The organism is Agrobacterium sp. ST15.13.015, assembly GCF_027871645.1.
Taxonomy (GTDB): Bacteria; Pseudomonadota; Alphaproteobacteria; order Rhizobiales; family Rhizobiaceae; genus Agrobacterium; species Agrobacterium leguminum.
This window is the reverse complement of record NZ_JAQAHF010000005.1, coordinates 237,285-254,283: the sequence shown is the minus strand read 5'-3', so window position 1 is coordinate 254,283 and position 16,999 is coordinate 237,285. Positions and strand designations below refer to the sequence as shown.

The 16,999-nt window shown below is 59.2% G+C and carries 12 protein-coding genes; 4 read left to right on the top strand and 8 right to left on the bottom strand.

The window, feature by feature from the left end; all coding sequences use genetic code 11:
* Positions 1–81 precede the first annotated feature (81 nt).
* The gene (locus PIB16_RS10320) at positions 82–4,842 is read right to left on the bottom strand and encodes an NAD-glutamate dehydrogenase (RefSeq protein WP_271045565.1); all 4,761 of its coding nucleotides are present in this window, start codon (positions 4,840–4,842) and stop codon (positions 82–84) included.
* Between the two features lie 541 nt (positions 4,843–5,383).
* Between PIB16_RS10320 and PIB16_RS10315 the strand changes: the two genes are divergently transcribed.
* Positions 5,384–5,953, top strand: coding sequence for a CarD family transcriptional regulator (locus tag PIB16_RS10315; RefSeq protein WP_003505223.1), 570 nt, complete (start codon positions 5,384–5,386; stop codon positions 5,951–5,953).
* A gap of 72 nt (positions 5,954–6,025) precedes the next feature.
* On the opposite strand, the gene PIB16_RS10310 is transcribed toward PIB16_RS10315, so the two are convergent.
* Positions 6,026–6,529, bottom strand: a complete 504-nt coding sequence (locus PIB16_RS10310; protein ID WP_271045614.1) for a L,D-transpeptidase family protein — start codon at positions 6,527–6,529, stop codon at positions 6,026–6,028.
* A 286-nt stretch (positions 6,530–6,815) separates the two neighbouring features.
* Between PIB16_RS10310 and PIB16_RS10305 the strand changes: the two genes are divergently transcribed.
* Complete coding sequence (locus PIB16_RS10305; protein WP_003505216.1) at positions 6,816–7,499, top strand: response regulator transcription factor; 684 nt, start codon at positions 6,816–6,818, stop codon at positions 7,497–7,499.
* Between the two features lie 147 nt (positions 7,500–7,646).
* Positions 7,647–8,102, top strand: coding sequence for a cyclic nucleotide-binding domain-containing protein (locus PIB16_RS10300; protein WP_003520283.1), 456 nt, complete (start codon positions 7,647–7,649; stop codon positions 8,100–8,102).
* 20 nt (positions 8,103–8,122) lie between these two features.
* Here the strand turns inward: PIB16_RS10300 and PIB16_RS10295 are convergent, their stop codons facing one another.
* The 6 genes from PIB16_RS10295 to tesB all read right to left on the bottom strand — a co-directional run bounded on the left by PIB16_RS10295 (position 8,123) and on the right by tesB (position 15,572).
* Positions 8,123–8,926, bottom strand: a complete 804-nt coding sequence (locus PIB16_RS10295; protein ID WP_271045564.1) for an exodeoxyribonuclease III — start codon at positions 8,924–8,926, stop codon at positions 8,123–8,125.
* Positions 8,927–9,088: 162 nt separating this feature from the next.
* A complete protein-coding gene (locus tag PIB16_RS10290) occupies positions 9,089–9,814 on the bottom strand; it encodes an outer membrane lipoprotein carrier protein LolA (protein WP_052025744.1) in 726 nt (241 codons plus the stop codon).
* Between the two features lie 50 nt (positions 9,815–9,864).
* Positions 9,865–12,531 (bottom strand): DNA translocase FtsK, encoded by a 2,667-nt coding sequence (locus PIB16_RS10285; protein ID WP_271045563.1) that lies wholly within the window; start codon positions 12,529–12,531, stop codon positions 9,865–9,867.
* 214 nt (positions 12,532–12,745) lie between these two features.
* A complete protein-coding gene (locus tag PIB16_RS10280; protein ID WP_121490421.1) occupies positions 12,746–14,095 on the bottom strand; it encodes an ammonium transporter in 1,350 nt (449 codons plus the stop codon).
* A 29-nt stretch (positions 14,096–14,124) separates the two neighbouring features.
* A complete protein-coding gene (locus tag PIB16_RS10275) occupies positions 14,125–14,475 on the bottom strand; it encodes a P-II family nitrogen regulator (RefSeq protein WP_004444057.1) in 351 nt (116 codons plus the stop codon).
* A gap of 212 nt (positions 14,476–14,687) precedes the next feature.
* Positions 14,688–15,572, bottom strand: a complete 885-nt coding sequence (gene tesB, locus PIB16_RS10270) for an acyl-CoA thioesterase II (RefSeq protein WP_080852969.1) — start codon at positions 15,570–15,572, stop codon at positions 14,688–14,690.
* On the opposite strand from tesB, the gene PIB16_RS10265 reads away from it, so the two are divergent.
* Positions 15,548–16,873, top strand: a complete 1,326-nt coding sequence (locus PIB16_RS10265; protein ID WP_442866779.1) for a ubiquinone biosynthesis hydroxylase — start codon at positions 15,548–15,550, stop codon at positions 16,871–16,873. The two genes, tesB and PIB16_RS10265, sit on opposite strands and share 25 nt — an antisense overlap.
* Positions 16,874–16,999: the final 126 nt, after the last annotated feature.

Below are 16,999 nucleotides of genomic sequence, written 5' to 3'. Positions count from 1 at the left end.
AATAAAATGCGCGATGCGGGTGCATCCGTCTTGTCTGGCGCCATCCGGGAGGACCCGGATGGCGTTTTTTGAGGCTGCCGATCAGCGTGCCTGAACAATATCGCCAAGCAGCCCGGCCGCGACCGTCAGACGGGCAAGGTTGGTATCGCCGCTGTCGCTGAGCGCGCCGAGTTCGGAGACGATGCGGTTGACCCGCACGCGGTCCGCCGCATACCAGGCCTGAACCGGATCCTTTTCCCTGGCATATTCGGTCAGCGCGGAGATGACGATCCGGCGTCTCGACGAGGAGATCTGGTCCTGGCTGCGCAGGAGAGCCAGGCTCTCGTAATGATCCGCCGGTGTGATGCGCTGGCTTGCATCCAGCAGACGCGCGACGCGGAAGGTCGACGAGACGGTGGCATAGCTTTCGGCGGCGCGGGCAAGCGTGGTGCCGGCGCTTTCGGCGATGCGCATGATCTCAGGCACATAGACGAGCAGGGAAAGCGTATCGAGTTCCTCCAGAAGACCGGAGGGAACGCCGTCGATTTCCGTGACGCCGAGTTCGCGACGATACTTCGCAGCTGCCGGCGATAGCGTCTTGATGGCGGTTTTCAGGCGCTCGATTTCGGTCGCCATGTCACCTGCGGTCGCACCGGCGCTCCCGGTTTGCAGGTAAAGCCTGCTCGCATCCGAGAAGATGCGCGTGATCGTGGCATAAAGCCCGTTCTGGACTTCACCGCCGACCTTTCCGTCAAGCGCGTCGACTTCGCTCCACAGGCGTTTGAGACCGAAACCATCCTCGACGATCACCGCAGCCTTAACGACGTCGGCCGCCAGAAGGCCGCTCGCATCGGCAAGTTTCTGCACAAAGCCCGGGCCGCCGCGATTGACGACGGCATTGGCGAGTGCGGTGGCGACGATTTCGCGGTGCAGACGATGCGATTTGATATCGTCTGCGTAGTTCTTCTGCATCTTGGCCGGGAAATAATCGACCAGAAGATGCTGGAGATAGGGTTCGTCGGGAAGCGTGCTTGCCACCAATGCATCGAACAAGGTGAGCTTGGCATAGGAGAGGAGCACGCCGATTTCCGGCCGGGTCAGCGGTTTGCCGGTGGCGTATCTTTCGCTGAATTCGGCATTGTTCGGCAGGGTCTCGACCTTGCGGTTCAGTTGTCCAGTCGCCTCCAGCGCGCTCATCAGGCGGCCGAGTTCTTCGCGGTTCGAAAGGCCCAGCCGCTCCGTCAGCGAGATCGCCAGCGATTGCAGGTAGTTGTTGCACAGTACTAGCTGCGCCACTTCCGGCGTCATGGAAGCAAGAAGCTGGTTGCGTTTCGGCATCGTCAGGCGACCGCTGTTAACGGCGGAGGCAAGCGCGATCTTGATGTTGACCTCGACGTCCGAGGAGTTCACTCCAGCCGAGTTGTCGATGGCGTCGGAATTGCATCGCCCGCCCGAAAGCGCATAGGCGATGCGCCCCTTCTGGGTGATGCCCAGATTGGCGCCTTCGCCGATGACCTTGGCGCGCAGCTCGGTTGCGTTGACGCGGATGGGGTCGTTCGCTCTGTCACCCACCTCGGCATTGGTTTCCACCGCCGCCTTGATGTAAGTGCCGATGCCGCCGAACCACAGAAGATCGGTTGGCGCCTTCAGGATGGCCGTCATGATCTCGAAGGGCGTGGCGACGGATTTGTCGATGCCGATGGCGGCCACAGCTTCCGGTGTCAGCGTCACCGATTTTTCGGAGCGCGAGATGATCATCGCGCCGGCGGAGAGGGCCGAACGATCGTAATCCTGCCAGCTGGAACGCGGCAGTTCGAAAAGCCGCTTGCGTTCGGCAAAGGACCCGTCGGTGTCGGGGTCCGGATCGATGAAAATATCGCGGTGATCGAAGGCGGCGATAAGCCTGATCTTTTCCGACAGCAGCATGCCGTTGCCGAAAACGTCGCCGGACATATCGCCCACGCCCGCCACCGTGAAGGGGGTGGTCTGGATGTCGGTGTCCATTTCACGGAAATGGCGTTTCACCGTTTCCCAGGCGCCACGGGCGGTAATACCCATCTTCTTGTGGTCGTAACCGGCCGAACCGCCCGATGCGAAGGCGTCGTCCAGCCAGAAACCGGCCTCATGGGCAAGACCGTTTGCCGTATCGGAGAAGGTTGCTGTTCCCTTGTCGGCGGCGACGACGAAATAGGGGTCGTCACCGTCGAGCCGCAGCGTGTCGGCTGGCGGCACGATGGCATCGTCGACGATATTGTCGGTGATGGACAGCAGGGTGCGGATATAGGTCTTGTAGGCCTCGCGGCCGGCATTGAAGACCTCGTCGCGGGAGCCGCCGGCCGGCAGATTCTTCGGGAAGAAGCCGCCCTTGGCGCCGACCGGAACGATCACCGCATTCTTGACCTGTTGCGCCTTGACGAGACCGAGCACTTCCGTGCGGTAATCCTGGCCGCGATCCGACCAGCGCAGACCGCCGCGTGCGACCTTGCCGAAGCGCAGATGCACGCCTTCGACCTCGGTGCCGTAAACGAAGATTTCGCGGAAGGGGCGGGGATCGGGCAGGCCGTCCAGATGTTTCGGATCGAACTTGAATGCCAGAAGGTCACGGGGGGTGCCGTCGGCATTTTTCTGGAAGTAGTTGGTGCGCAGCGTCGCGTCGATGGCGTTGACGTAACGCCTGAGCGTGCGGTCCTCGTCGAGATTGGGAACACCGCTCAATGCCGATTCGATTGCCTTGTGTATTTCGGCGAGTTTCTTCAGCCGCTTCTTTTCATCGACAGACGGATCGAAGCCGGCCTTGAACAGCGCGAAAATATTGCGGGAAATCGCCGGATACTTATAGAGCGTTTCGGAAATATGCTCCTGCGAATAGACGATGCCGGTCTGGCGGAGATAACGCGCATAGGCGCGCAGCACGGAGACTTCGCGCACGGTGAGGCCGCAGGCGAGGATCAGGCGGTTGAAATTGTCATTGTCGACCTTGCCGGAGAAGGCGGCGAGGAAAGCTTCTTCGAGTTTCTGTGCATAGTGCGGCAGATCGAGCGTCGTTCCCTTGGCGACGGACAGTTCCATGTCGTGCAGCACGATGTCGCGCTTTTCGCTGTCCGAAACGACGCCGATATCGAAGGTGCGTTCGCTGATGACGTTGAAACCGAGATTTTCGAGCAGCGGCACGCGGCGCGAAAGCGGCAGGTGGCCGTCGCGGTGGAAAATCTTCAGCGACAGCGTCTCCGCCGACTGACCTTCCTGCTGGTAAAATTCGATGCGGACCGGTTCGCCCTTCGCGGCACCGAGAATATCCGGCATGTCGCCGATCGCTTCTTCCGGCGTGAAGGCTTCCTGATAGGCCTGATCGACCTCCAGCACCGGTGCACCCGGCTCGGAGAGGGCGACGAAATGGTCTATCCAGCGCGCCGCAATGTCGCTGACGGCGTCTTCGAGCTTGTCCTGGGCGATGCGCGGCGTCTTGCCTTCCGTTCGGCCGACAATGAAGTGGACGCGGGCGACGGCGCCTTCGGGGAAGGCGGGGTAATAGGCGGAAATATGCCCGTCATAGACCCTGCTCAGATAATCGCCGATCTTCTCGCGCACATAAGAATTATACTCCTCGCGCGGAACGAAGATGATGGCCGAAACGAAACGGTCGAAACGGTCGATACGTGCAAGCACGCGCACGCGCGGCCGGTCGCTCAGTTCCATGATCTGCTCGACGAAGCGGATCAGAAGATCGGTTTCGATCTGGAAGAGATCGTCACGCGGATAGGCTTCCAGCGTGTTCTGCAGGATGCGCCCCGAGTGGCTGTTCGGATCGAAGCCGAAATGCCGCTCGACTTCCGCCACCTTGGCGCGCAGCAGCGGTATCTGCTTGACCGAGCGCGTATAGGCGGTGGCGGTGAAGAGGCCGACGATGCGCAGTTCGCCGATGACATTGCCGTCCTCGTCGAAGCGCTTGATGCCGATGTAATCCATATAGGCGCGGCGGTGCACGATGGATTTCACATTGGCCTTGGTGACGATGAGGAAATCCGGGCCGTCGAGGAAGGCAAGGATTTCCGGCGTCGTCGTCACGGCATTCTTGCCGAGACGCAGCACGCGGACATCCGGATCGCTGAGGCTGCCGAGGCCGACGCCGTCACCGCGCTCGATCTTCGCGTTCTTTCCCTTACCGGAATAGGTGTAGTCACGCATGCCGAGGAAGGTGAAATTGTCGTTGCGAAGCCAGTTGAGGAATTCGACGGCTTCCATACGCTCGGTCTTGCGCCGTGACGAGCCGCGCTTGGACAATTCATCCAGCGCCTCGTCGAGTTTCGCTAGCATGGGCCGCCAGTCGCGATAGGCGAGCTGAACCTGCGTCAGCACGAAGCGCAGTCTTTCTTCCAGCGCTGCGGCGGCTTGCGGCGTGAGCGGCGCGATATGCAGCTGGATGAGGCTGATATTTTCAGCGGGATCATCCTCGGGTTCCGCAAGACGGTAGCCTGCCTGCGCGCTTTCGTCGCGCACCAGGATCGGGTGCACCGCGAGGTAAAGACCGCGATAGCTGCTGGTGACCTCGCCCATGACGGAATCGTAAAGGAAGGGCATATTGCGGCCGATAATGGTCAGGACCGTTACCGGAATATCCCGCGGCGAAACGCCCTCCACCTGGGAGATGTCGATGTACGGAGCGTCTCCGGTCCAGTGCGAAAGCGCCTCGAAGCTGTGAGCGGCGCTCGCAGCCAGCATCTCAGCGGAATAATATTCTATATCGTCGGCGCTCGCCCTTCCATAAAGAATACCCGGATCAAGAAATTGGACATTTTCGGCAATTGCCTGCTGGCGCGCTTTTTCGATCTGTTTTTCGCGTTTTGGATTGTTTCTGTAGCCCATTTGACGTGGATTCCTCCAAAAATCACACTTTAATATAAAAAAGCATCGCCAATTTGCGGATTTTGCCTTTTCAGTCGAATCGGATATTGGCGTGGAATTACGAAGAGTTTAAGAGGCTTTCGTGTTTCTTCAGTTTGGAAACGAAATTTTTTTGCTCCTTTTGCCGTGAGGCCTGTCACGAAGCATTTTGACAGTATTTCTGCGGCTAATTTTTAGGCGGTTCTTTGGCTGCCATGTGATGTTGCGGCCACGGTCGAAGCAAATTATTGATTTGCGCCTATTTTTGTGGTACACCAACGACACTGATCCACAGCGTGGCATTTGTGTGCCCAAAAACACCACGAAAGCAACACCTCTTTTGCACGCGGTTTCCGTGACATATCGAGCGTTTACGTTATCGAACCCCGCAAGACGGGAAGGTGTGTTTTTGCGTGCACGGCTGGACCAGTGCGGAGTCACCTGACGGTTCCCCCGTCTCATCAGGGCCTGACCGACCCAACCCCGGCATCCCCGGGTATGTAACAGGGAGTTTTTAGAACGAATGACGACCCAGCAGAAGAAATCTCCAGCACATCACGGTTTCAAGACCGGTGAAGCGATTGTGTATCCCGCTCATGGTGTCGGTACCATTTCTGCAATCGAGGAACAAGAAGTCGCCGGCATGAAGCTTGAGCTTTTTGTCATTGATTTCGAAAAAGACAAGATGCGTCTTAAAGTTCCCGTCGCCAAAGCCGTCAGCATCGGCATGCGCAAGCTTTCCGAAGGCGATTTTGTCGAGCGGGCGCTGAAAGTGGTGCAGGGCAAGGCGCGTGTGAAGCGTACCATGTGGTCGCGCCGCGCGCAGGAATATGATGCGAAGATCAATTCCGGCGATCTCATCGCGATTGCGGAAGTCGTGCGCGATCTCTACCGTGCGGAAAATCAGCCGGAGCAGTCCTATTCCGAGCGTCAGCTTTATGAAGCTGCTCTCGACCGCATGGCGCGCGAAATCGCCGCTGTCAACAAGATGTCCGAAACCGAGGCTGTTCGCCTGGTGGAAGTGAACCTTGCCAAGGGCCCCAAGCGCGGCAAGACCGTCGAAGAGGACGATTCTCAGGACGAAGCCGCTTAATAACCGGCTTTTTCCCTCTAAAAAAACCCGCCTTGATGGCGGGTTTTTTGTTGCCCGATTGCAGGCTGAAATTTACAGGATGCGGATTTTCATGCCTTTGCGCAGATGCGGCAGGATGCGCCGCATGTCACGGAGATGGAGGGCGACGCAGCCTGCGGTCGGCTTATATCCCGGTCTGATCAGATGCATGAATATCGCCGAGCCGCGGTTGCGGCTTCTCGAGGTGATATTCCAGTCGAGCACCAGGCAGACGTCGTAGAGGCTGTCCTTGCGCATCATCTCTTCATGGCTCGCGGCGAAGGGCGCCTTGACCAGTCTGTTGTAACTGGGACTATGGGGCTCGTCGCACCATAGCATGGACTTGCGTGTTCGCTGCATCGGCAATGCGGTGGCGATGCCGGGAAGGCGGTCGCCGCGATAAAACCCGTGCAGCAGGCCGATGGTCGAGATGGGAGATTTTCCGTCTCCCTCGCGTTTCAGCGCGGTGCGGCCATTGCGTCCGATCGCGGCTGGAAAGGTGAGATGCCCGAGCTGGACGATGGCGCGGCTGATTTTCGAGGGGGCCGGCCGAACCATGAGCGTCGATGCGCGTTTACGTTGTCTTACGGGCTGGGTGCTCATGTTTTTCACGAGATTTTGCTTTGCAGGTTATTTAACGTGAAGTCATAGCACTTCGTTATATCATGGCAATGGGTTGACCTTTTATCGGCAAACCGCTGAATTGGCTGATAATTAGAGCGCCGGGCGTCTTTTGGGATGCATAAGGGACGCTCTAACTCTTTTAAACTACGCATCGTGTCTCTCGAAAATCGAGCCTGATTTTTGGGCCGATGCGCTAAAGTAAGAAAGGCTGAGAATCCGAATGACGGCTCGCACTATCCTTCTGGTGGACGATGACGACGATCTTCGGGAGACGCTGACCGAGCAATTGTCTCCCTATGAGGAATTCTCGCTGCTCAGCGGCGCCAATGCCGCGCAGGCGATGCAGACCGCCAAGACCGCCCAGGTCGATCTTCTGATCATGGATGTCGGCCTTCCGGATATGGACGGCCGTGAGGCGGTAAAGCTGTTGCGCAAGGGCGGCTTCAAGGCGCCGATCATCATGCTGACCGGGCATGATACCGATTCCGATACTATTCTTGGGTTGGAAGCCGGGGCGAATGACTATGTGACGAAACCCTTCCGTTTCGCCGTGCTTCTGGCGCGTATCCGGGCGCAGCTGCGTCAATACGAGCAGAGTGAGGATGCGGTTTTCACCGTCGGTCCCTATCAGTTCAAGCCCAGCCAGAAGCTGTTGACGACGGAGGACGGCAAGAAAATCCGGCTGACGGAAAAGGAAGCGGCGATCATCCGTTATCTCTACCGCGCCGGCAGCACCGTCGTTACCCGCGACGTCCTGCTGGAAGAGGTCTGGGGTTACAATTCCGGTGTGACAACGCATACGCTGGAAACGCATGTCTATCGTCTGCGCCAGAAGATCGAACGCGACCCGTCCAACGCCGAGATTCTGGTGACCGAGAACGGCGGATACAAGATCGTTCCCTGAGCAGGTGCTTCTTTTTACCTGTTATGTGTCCAAAGCTCACGCTGCGCGTCCGAAAAGGCGCGCGGCGTTCTAACAGCTTGTATTTTGAGGGCCGATATTGGAAAACCGCTATAGTGGTGCAGGCGTTTTTCCGGAGTAACGATCGACATGGCCTTGACGGACGATATCATGCTGCTGGGGCAAGTGCCGTTATTTGCGGGGTTCAGCGATGACCAGTTGCGGCTTATCGCCTTCGGTGCGGAGCGCCGCCGTGTATCGGCCGGGCAGACATTGTTTCGGGAACACTCACCGGCCGAATGTGCTTTTGCGGTGACGGCTGGCCATTTCGAGCTTTTCACGGCAGGGCGGGATGGCAAGCCCGTGCTGCAGGCGACGCCGGGCAAGGGGGCGCTACTTTCGGAGCTCGCGCTTTTCACGCTCTGCGAACGGAAGTTTACTGCCGTGGCAGTGGAGGATTCCGAAGTCATCCGCATAACGCGCATCCTCTTCCACCGGCTGGTAGAGGAGTTTCCGGAGGTTGCCGATATCGTGTCGGCGCGTATTCGCGACAATATCGCGTCGCTGGCGGCGGGTGCGGCCCGTTTGCAGAACCGCTTCGTCTGACGCCAGACAATTCAGCCTGTTCAGAACCGGAAGTGGGCGGTGACGGGAACATGGTCGGATGGCCGGTTCCAGCCGCGGGCCTCGCGCAATATGTCGATTTTTTCGAGCGAGGAACCGAGATCCTGCGAAGACCAGATGTGGTCGAGGCGGCGGCCGCGATCAGCCGCTTCCCAGTCCTTGGCGCGGTAGCTCCACCAGGTATAGATCTTTTCCGTCTCCGGCACGTTCAGGCGCATCAGATCGAGCCAGTTGCCCTTCTTCATGATGTCTAGCATGCCTTCGGTTTCGACAGGCGTATGGCTGACGATCTTCAGAAGCTGCTTGTGCGACCAGACGTCATTTTCGAGCGGTGCGATGTTGAGATCGCCGACGAGAATGGACGAGGTGCCAGGTACACCGTCGGCGCGCAGCGCCTTCATTTCCTCGATAAAATCCAGCTTGTGGCCGAATTTCGGATTGATCGAGCGATCCGGCTCGTCACCGCCTGCCGGCACATAAAAATTATGCAGTCGCACGCGGCGCGATCCGACCTGAAAAATCGCGGAAATGTGGCGTGCGTCGCCGATACCGCAATAGTCCTGTCGTTGATCTTCGGTCAGCGGAATCTTCGAGGCGATGGCGACGCCGTGATAGCCCTTCTGGCCATGGATGATGACATGCTCATAACCGAGCGCCTTCAGCGGCTTCATCGGAAACTCGCCATTCGGGCATTTCGTTTCCTGCAGGCAGAGAATGTCGGGTTTGTAACGTACCAGAAACTGCTCAACAATCGGCATTCTGAGCCTGACCGAGTTGATGTTCCAGGTGGTTATCGAAAACGACATGCATGTGCTCCGCTTTTACTGCCGCGAACCGCCTGGCTCGTGACATGTTTCCGGGGCGCAGGCTTATAACATCGCGACGAAAACGGGAATGTATTTTAGCGGTAAAATGAAAAAGGCGACCGCAGGGTCGCCTTTCCAAGAATTTCCTTGGGGCTTGAAGCCTCAGCCGCCTTTGCGGACTTCCTCGTAATTGATGTTGAAGACGCGTTCATCCAGGTTCACGCCGGTCTGGACGTTGAAGATCATGACGGTCGTGTCCTTGTTCTGGGCATCGGTCGTGGTCCATTGCCTCAGATCGAAGGTCTTCGGATCGAACATCAGGGTAATTGTGGAATCGCCGAAGACGCTCTTGTCGCCCAGCACGATGGTGGTCAGGTCCGATTCTTCCTTGACGTTGCGAACCTTCTGATTGCCGAGATCGATCTTGTCGGACAGAAGCAGGCTGAGCGGCGTCTTGGAGAGCGGATAAAGATCCCAGGTCTTGAGCTTCATATTGCCGATAACGACGTTCTTGCCGTCGGCGATGACCCGCATGGGCGAGGGGTCTTCGTAGTTGAAGCGGAGTTTGCCGGGGCGTTCGATGTAGAACTTGCCGCCGGTCTGTTCACCGCGCGGGCCGAACTGGACGAATTCCCCCATCATGGTTTTGACCGATGAGAAGTGATTGGCGATTTTCTGCGCTGTCGCCGTGTTGCCGGCTGCCTGTGCAAAGGCGTCAAGCGGCGACAGGCCGGCCATGATTGCGGCCATGGAAAATGCCGTCAGCACGCCACGACGCGTCACGCCGTTTTGCGGTGTGTTTGCGTTGGCCGTTTCGCCGGTGGTGAGGTCGTTCATTCTATTCTCCTTCATCGCAGCGATTGTCCGCATAAAAGGCGGCGGCTTCATGACGTTGAAAGCGTGTAATAACGCTTCTTCGCCCCGCTTGGTTGCGGACGTTACCGCTCGATGATGTCTGCTTCCGTCGGTACGAGTATTTCACGTTTTCCGGCGTGGTTGGCGGGGCCGATAATGCCCTCCTGCTCCATGCGCTCGATCAGCGAGGCGGCGCGGTTATAGCCGATGCCGAGACGCCGCTGCACATAGGAGGTGGAGGCTTTGCCATCGCGAAGAACGACGGCCACGGCCTGATCGTAAGGGTCCTCGGAATCGGAGAAACTGCCGGCGCTGGCCGGGCCGCCGCCATTGCCTTCCTCGTCGTCTTCCTCGGTAATCGCTTCCAGATATTCCGGTGCGCCCTGTGTTTTCAGATAGGCGACGATCTCTTCCACCTCGTTGTCGGAAACGAAAGGACCGTGCACGCGCTGGATGCGTCCGCCGCCTGCCATATAGAGCATGTCGCCCATGCCGAGCAGCTGTTCGGCGCCCTGTTCTCCAAGGATGGTGCGGCTGTCGATCTTCGACGTCACCTGGAAGGAAATGCGGGTCGGGAAGTTTGCCTTGATCGTGCCGGTGATGACGTCGACGGAGGGGCGCTGGGTCGCCATGATGACATGGATGCCGGCGGCGCGCGCCATCTGCGCCAGGCGCTGCACCGCGCCTTCGATGTCCTTGCCGGCCACCATCATCAGGTCGGCCATCTCGTCGATGATGACGACGATATAGGGCAGGGGCTTCAGATCGAACTCTTCCGTTTCGTAGATCGCCTCGCCGGTCTGGCGGTCGAAGCCGGTCTGCACCGTGCGGGTGAGTATCTCGCCCTTGTCGAGCGCCTGCTGCACGCGGCTGTTGAAGCCGTCGATATTGCGCACGCCGATCTTCGACATCTTTTTGTAGCGCTCTTCCATCTCGCGCACCGTCCACTTCAGCGCCACGACGGCCTTTTTCGGATCGGTAACGACGGGAGAGAGCAGATGCGGAATGCCGTCATAGATCGACAGTTCGAGCATTTTCGGGTCGATCATGATCAGCCGGCACTGTTCCGGCGACATGCGATAAAGCAGCGACAGGATCATGGTGTTGATGGCGACCGACTTGCCCGAACCTGTGGTGCCGGCAACGAGCAGATGCGGCATCTTGGCGAGATCGGCGATGACGGGTTCGCCGCCGATGGTCTTGCCGAGCGCCATGGCGAGCTTGGCCTTGCTGTTTTCGAAATCGCGGCTGCCGATCAATTCCCGCAGGAACACGGTTTCGCGCGTCTGGTTCGGCAGTTCGATGCCGATGGCATTGCGGCCGGGAACGACGGCGACGCGGGCGGCGATCGCGCTCATGGAGCGGGCGATGTCATCGGCAAGGCCGATGACGCGCGACGATTTGATGCCGGGTGCCGGTTCCAGTTCGTAGAGCGTGACGACCGGGCCGGGGCGGACATGAATGATCTCGCCCTTGACGCCGAAATCCTCGAGAACGCCTTCCAGAAGGCGGGCATTCTGTTCCAGCACTTCCTCGCTCAGCATATTGTCGCGCACGACATTCTTCGGCTCCGCCAGAAGGTGGACGGTGGGGAGCTGGAAACCGTCTGCGGCGATGAAAGAGGCCTGCGCTTCCCTTGCCACGCGCTCACTGGGCTTCGGGCGTGCGGAAGGGGCGGTTATTCTGGGCTGCCCGCGTCCCGGCGACTGTCGGGCCGTGAATTTCTGGTCGGACTCGTCGTCGGAGAGAATGCCGTTCGGCAGCCTGCGTCCATCCGCGTCGAAGGTTTGTTCGTCATCCATGTCCTCGTCATGATCGAGCGCGATGGAGGGAGGTGACATCTGGCGACGCGATGCGGCGCGTTCTTCGAAAGACGGCTCTGCGCGCTGGTCGAGGCGGTTGATCGCGGTCTTGAGGCGCGACGGTTCGTTCAGCGTGCCGAATTCATATTCGTTGAAGTCGTAAGGATGTTCGAATTCATCGTGCAGTGATTTCGACTTCAGGCCGAACAGGCGGCGCAGGCGCGCCTGGGTGATGTACCAGTAATGCGCCAGCGCGCCGAAGGCGAGCATATTGGCGAAGAAACCCTCGCCGTCGTCTTCGTCATCCTCTTCGGCCTCACGGGCGGCGCGGGCCTTGCTGGGGGCGACGGGAGCGGCCTCTTCGCGTTCCAGCTCGTCATCCAGACCGCCAACGACACCGGCGGCAAACAGCATCAGCCATGCGGCAGGCGCGGCGAATATCAGACCCAGTACCGTGGCAATCGTGCCGGTGGGGTAAGCGCCGATAAAAAGGGCGGGAAAACGCAGGATCATGTCACCGATGACGCCGCCGATGCCGTTCGGCAGCGGCCATGTCACGGGGGCCGGAAAGCAGCCGAGCGAGGCGGCGCAGACGATGGCGCCTGCGACCCAGGCCACAAGGCGAACGGGTATGCGGTGGAATTTGCGGCCGGCGATCAGCGCGATCGCCCAGGCGATGACAGGCAGGAGCGAGATGATTGCGGAAAGCCCGAGGAACTGCATCACGATATCGGCGAAAATCGCACCGCCGTAACCCAGAAGATTGGTGGGCTGGTTTCCTGTCGCGTAGGAGAGGCTCGGATCCGCGACATTCCATGTCGCGAGCGCGGCGATGCCCAGTGCAATCGTGGCCAGCAGAGCGAAACCGGCGAGAGCCATGATCTGACGCACGAAAAACGCCGTCAACACGAAGCGCGTGTGACGACCATCGAATGTCGGAGAATGCATTCTGCCCATGTCCCTGAACCCGTCGTTTTATGGTTTCGGCAAGATCCGGCAGGAGACCTGATCCCGGATTGACAGGGAAAACTAACCGCTTGCTGGTTAATGTCGTGTTAACCATGCGGTTTTTTGAAGCGCTTCAGATTTACGGCAAAGAAAAAGGCCCGCCGGAGCGGGCCTTCTTTTGGGAGAGGGGATGGAGAACCCCTTTTCCCGGATATCAGGAGTGGTACGCGGCTTCGCCGTGGGTTGCGAGGTCGAGACCTTCGCGTTCGGCTTCGACCGGAACCCGCAGACCGACGATCACGTCGACGATCTTGTAGAGGATCGCGGAGACGATGGCGCACCAGACGATGGTGATGGCGACGGCGACGAACTGCGTCCAGACCTGCGAGGCGATGGAGAAGTCTTCCTTGCCTGTGCCGCCAAGCAGCGGCGAGGTGAAGATGCCGGTGCCGAGAGCGCCGATGATACCGCCGATACCGTGGACGCCGAAGACGTCAGCCGTGTCGTCATAACCGAACTTGTTCTTCACTACGGAGACGAAGAAGTAGCAGATCGGCGAGACGATGAGGCCGAGAACGATGGCACCCATCGGGCCGACGGAGCCTGCAGCCGGCGTGACGGCGACGAGACCGGCGATCATGCCCGAAGCGGCGCCCAGCATGGAGGCCTTGCCGCGGGTGAAGCTTTCAACCAGCGACCAGGAAACGATGGCGGCTGCGGTTGCGAGGAAGGTGTTCATGGTTGCGAGAACCGCACCGCCCGATGCTTCGAGGTTGGAACCGGCGTTGAAGCCGAACCAGCCGAACCACAGCATGGCTGCGCCGACCAGCGTCAGCGTCATCGAGTGGGGGGCCATCATGTCCTTGCCGAAGCCGGTACGCTTGCCGACCATGATCGCGCCGATCAGGCCTGCGATGCCGGCATTGATGTGAACGACAGTGCCGCCGGCGAAGTCGAGAGCGCCCATGCCGAAGATCAGGCCGTTTGCATCCCAGACCATGTGAGCGATCGGGAAATAGACGAAGGTGGCCCACAGGATGGTGAAGAGGATGACGGCGGAGAATTTGACGCGTTCTGCGAAGGCGCCGATGATCAGCGCCGGCGTGATGGCCGCGAAGGTCATCTGGAAGGCGATGAAGGTGTATTCGTAGATCACGACGCCCTCAGAGAAGGTTGCCGAGGTGCTGTCAAGCGAAACGCCCGACAGAAACAGCTTGCCGAAACCGCCGAAATAAGGGCCGGTGCCGCCGCCAAAGGCGAAGGAGTAACCGTAGATTACCCAGACGAGCATCATGACTGCGCCGACGACCGTGCACTGCATGAGAACGGAGAGCATGTTCTTGGTGCGGACAAGACCGCCGTAAAACAGGGCGAGGCCCGGAATGATCATGAAAAGCACGAGGATCGTCGCGACATACATGAATGCGGTGTCGGCTTTTTCCGGAACGGGAGCGGCCGCGGCCACTGCCGGCGCTGCATCCTGGGCAAAGGCGATGGCCGGAGCCATCAGGGCCGCCGCTGCGGCGCCCAGCTTGCCGAGCGTTGAAAACTTGTTGAGTTGCATAGTTAGAAAACTCCCCTGTCAGCCGTGCTTCAAAGCGCTTCTGTGTTGGTTTCGCCGGTACGGATGCGCACGGCCTGTTCGATAGAGTAGACGAAGATCTTGCCGTCACCGATCTGCCCGGTCTTTGCCGCAGACGCGATCGCTTCGACGGCCTTGTCGACGACGTCGGATGGAACTGCGATCTCGATCTTCAGCTTGGGAAGGAAGCTCACCGCATATTCCGTGCCGCGATAAATCTCGGTATGCCCCTTCTGGCGTCCGTAACCCTTTACCTCGGTCACGGTCAGGCCCTGGATGCCGACGCCGGTGAGCGCTTCGCGCACTTCATCCAGCTTGAACGGCTTGATAATGGCCATCACAATTTTCATCTGGTTTCCCATCCTTTGTTTTGTCCTCGGCACGGAGCCGACTCTCCTGCCGCTGGCAGATCAGTAACAGCGACTGCGGACATACATTCAAAGGGCGTGCCAGTTTTGAGTGTGTATCTAACGTATTGAAATATAAAACTTATATGAAGGGCGTCTGAAAAAGGGGCATTTGTCGCCAAAATTTGCGTCTATTAAATGTGCGATTTTCAGAAAAAGCACATTATTTAATCATTTGCCCTTTTGCGGATCAAACCCTCCTGCGCCACGGAGGCGACCAGTTCACCCTGTCTGGTGAAAATATTGCCACGGGTCAAACCGCGTGCGCCGGAAGCGCTGGGGCTGTCCTGTGTGTAGAGCAGCCAGTCATCCAGCCGGCAGGGGCGGTGGAACCACATGGCGTGGTCGAGGCTCGCCACCTGAATGGACGGATCGAAGATGGTCGTGCCATGGGCGTAGAGCGAGGTGTCGAGCAGGGTCATATCCGACAGATAGGCGAGAATGGCCGATTGCAGGCGCGGATCATCGGGCACATCGCCGACGGCGCGGACCCAGATATCCTGCTGCGGTTCGAGTTTTTCCTTGGATATATAGTGGGTCAGCGATACCGGCCGTATCTCTATCGGCCGCTTGTTGCTCCAGTACTTGCGGATAGAAGCGGGTGCCTTGGCAAGAAAGGCTGCCTGCATCTGCTCCTCGCTCATCAGTTTTTCAGGCGGCGTCACGTCAGGCATTTTGATCTGATGGTCGAAACCATCCTCGAAAATCTGAAACGAGGCCGACATGGAAAAAATAGCCTTGCCATGCTGGATGGCGACCACCCGGCGTGTGCAGAAGCTCGCGCCGTCGCGGATGCGCTCCACCTGGTAGACGATAGGCACCAGCGGATCGCCGGGGCGCATGAAATAGGCATGCAGCGAATGCACGAAACGGTCGTTATCCACGGTCCTCTGCGCGGCGATCAGGGCCTGCGCGATGACCTGGCCGCCGAAAACACGCTGCCAGCCGATCTGCGGGCTTTCGCCCCGGAACAGGTTCTCTTCCAGCTTCTCAAGATCGAGTGTGGCGATGAGATTGGCCATCGGGTCTGACGTTTGCGAGGGATGCGACATTTTTTCGGCCTGCTCCGGCTGTAGGAAGACGTCAGATGGTCTATAGTGCGCCGATGATGCGTGCACAAGATTTGAGGAGAAGCGCGATGCTGGACGTAGTGGTGGCAGGCGGCGGATATGTCGGTCTTTCCGTTGCTGTCGCAATCAAGCAGGCGGCCCCGCATCTTGATGTGCAGGTGGTTGAGGCCTCTCCCGAGGACGTCTGGGCGAAGGACGTTCGCGCTTCCGCCATTATTGCGGCAGCCACCCGGATGCTCGATGTTTTCGGCATATGGAACGAGATCGAGCCGGAAGCGCAACCGATACACAAGATGATCGTCACCGATTCGAAGACCGCCGATCCGGTGCGTCCCGTGTTCCTGACTTTCGACGGCGCCGTGGAAGAAGGCAGGCCGTTTGCCCATATGGTTCCGAACGTCGCTCTGGTGGGCGCATTGCGAGGCCTGTGCGAGCGTCTTGGCATAAAAATCCGTCACGGTCTCAGTGTTTCCGATTTTACCGCGGGTCCCCAGTCGACGGCCATTCGCCTTTCCGACGGGTCGACGCTAGAAGCGCGATTGCTGATTGCCTGTGACGGCGTTCGCTCCGCGCTCAGGGACATGGCCGGTATCAAGACCGTGCACTGGGCTTACGATCAGTCCGGTATCGTGACGACCGTTGAGCATGAGCGGCCGCATGAGGGCTGCGCCGAGGAGCATTTCCTGCCATCGGGCCCCTTCGCCATCCTGCCGCTGAAGGGAAATCGCTCTTCGCTCGTCTGGACCGAACGCACGGCCGATGCCGACACGCTGGTAGCCTCCGACGATCTGGTGTTCGAGGAAGAACTGGAACGCCGGTTCGGTCACAAGCTCGGTCATCTTCGTCCGGTCGGTCCCCGCCGCGCCTTCCCATTGGGTCTGACGCTGGCGCGCTCTTTCGTTGCACCGCGTTTCGCGCTTGCGGGTGATGCGGCGCACGGCATTCACCCGATTTCCGGGCAGGGCCTCAATCTTGGCTTCAAGGACGTGGCGGCTCTCGCCGAAACCGTGGTCGAGGCCGATCGGCTCGGCCTCGATATCGGCTCGCTCAACGTTCTGGAGCGTTACCAGTCCTGGCGGCGTTTCGACACGTTGCGGATGGGTGTGACGACGGATGTGCTGAACCGGCTTTTCTCCAACGATATTGGCCCCATCCGTATCATGCGTGATTTCGGTCTCGGCGTGGTGGATCGTTTGCCGGGTCTCAAATCCTATTTCATCGGTCAGGCCGCCGGCACGACGGATGCGAATGCGCCGCGTCTGCTTGCCGGCGAGGCGCTCTGATCCGACCCCTCCTGCATATTTCTGATCGGCTTTTCCGGTATTGCCGCTTGACAGCCGATTCCGGGATTTCCTGCCCGGCGGCTTTGCCGTAAAGCCGAATCCGGCCAAGGACTTATCCGGATTCAT

Excerpts from the sequence above, each read along its gene's own strand:
- PIB16_RS10310 (WP_271045614.1), bottom strand. The coding sequence starts at position 6,529 with ATGGTTCGGCCGGCCCCCTCGAAAATCAGCCGCGCCATCGTCCAGCTC.
- PIB16_RS10305 (WP_003505216.1), top strand. The coding sequence starts at position 6,816 with ATGACGGCTCGCACTATCCTTCTGGTGGACGATGACGACGATCTTCGG.
- PIB16_RS10295 (WP_271045564.1), bottom strand. The coding sequence starts at position 8,926 with ATGTCGTTTTCGATAACCACCTGGAACATCAACTCGGTCAGGCTCAGA.
- PIB16_RS10280 (WP_121490421.1), bottom strand. The coding sequence starts at position 14,095 with ATGCAACTCAACAAGTTTTCAACGCTCGGCAAGCTGGGCGCCGCAGCG.
- tesB (WP_080852969.1), bottom strand. The coding sequence starts at position 15,572 with ATGTCGCATCCCTCGCAAACGTCAGACCCGATGGCCAATCTCATCGCC.
- PIB16_RS10275 (WP_004444057.1), bottom strand. The coding sequence starts at position 14,475 with ATGGGAAACCAGATGAAAATTGTGATGGCCATTATCAAGCCGTTCAAG.
- PIB16_RS10315 (WP_003505223.1), top strand. The coding sequence starts at position 5,384 with ATGACGACCCAGCAGAAGAAATCTCCAGCACATCACGGTTTCAAGACC.
- PIB16_RS10320 (WP_271045565.1), bottom strand. The coding sequence starts at position 4,842 with ATGGGCTACAGAAACAATCCAAAACGCGAAAAACAGATCGAAAAAGCG.
- PIB16_RS10300 (WP_003520283.1), top strand. The coding sequence starts at position 7,647 with ATGGCCTTGACGGACGATATCATGCTGCTGGGGCAAGTGCCGTTATTT.
- PIB16_RS10285 (WP_271045563.1), bottom strand. The coding sequence starts at position 12,531 with ATGCATTCTCCGACATTCGATGGTCGTCACACGCGCTTCGTGTTGACG.
- PIB16_RS10290 (WP_052025744.1), bottom strand. The coding sequence starts at position 9,814 with ATGAAGCCGCCGCCTTTTATGCGGACAATCGCTGCGATGAAGGAGAAT.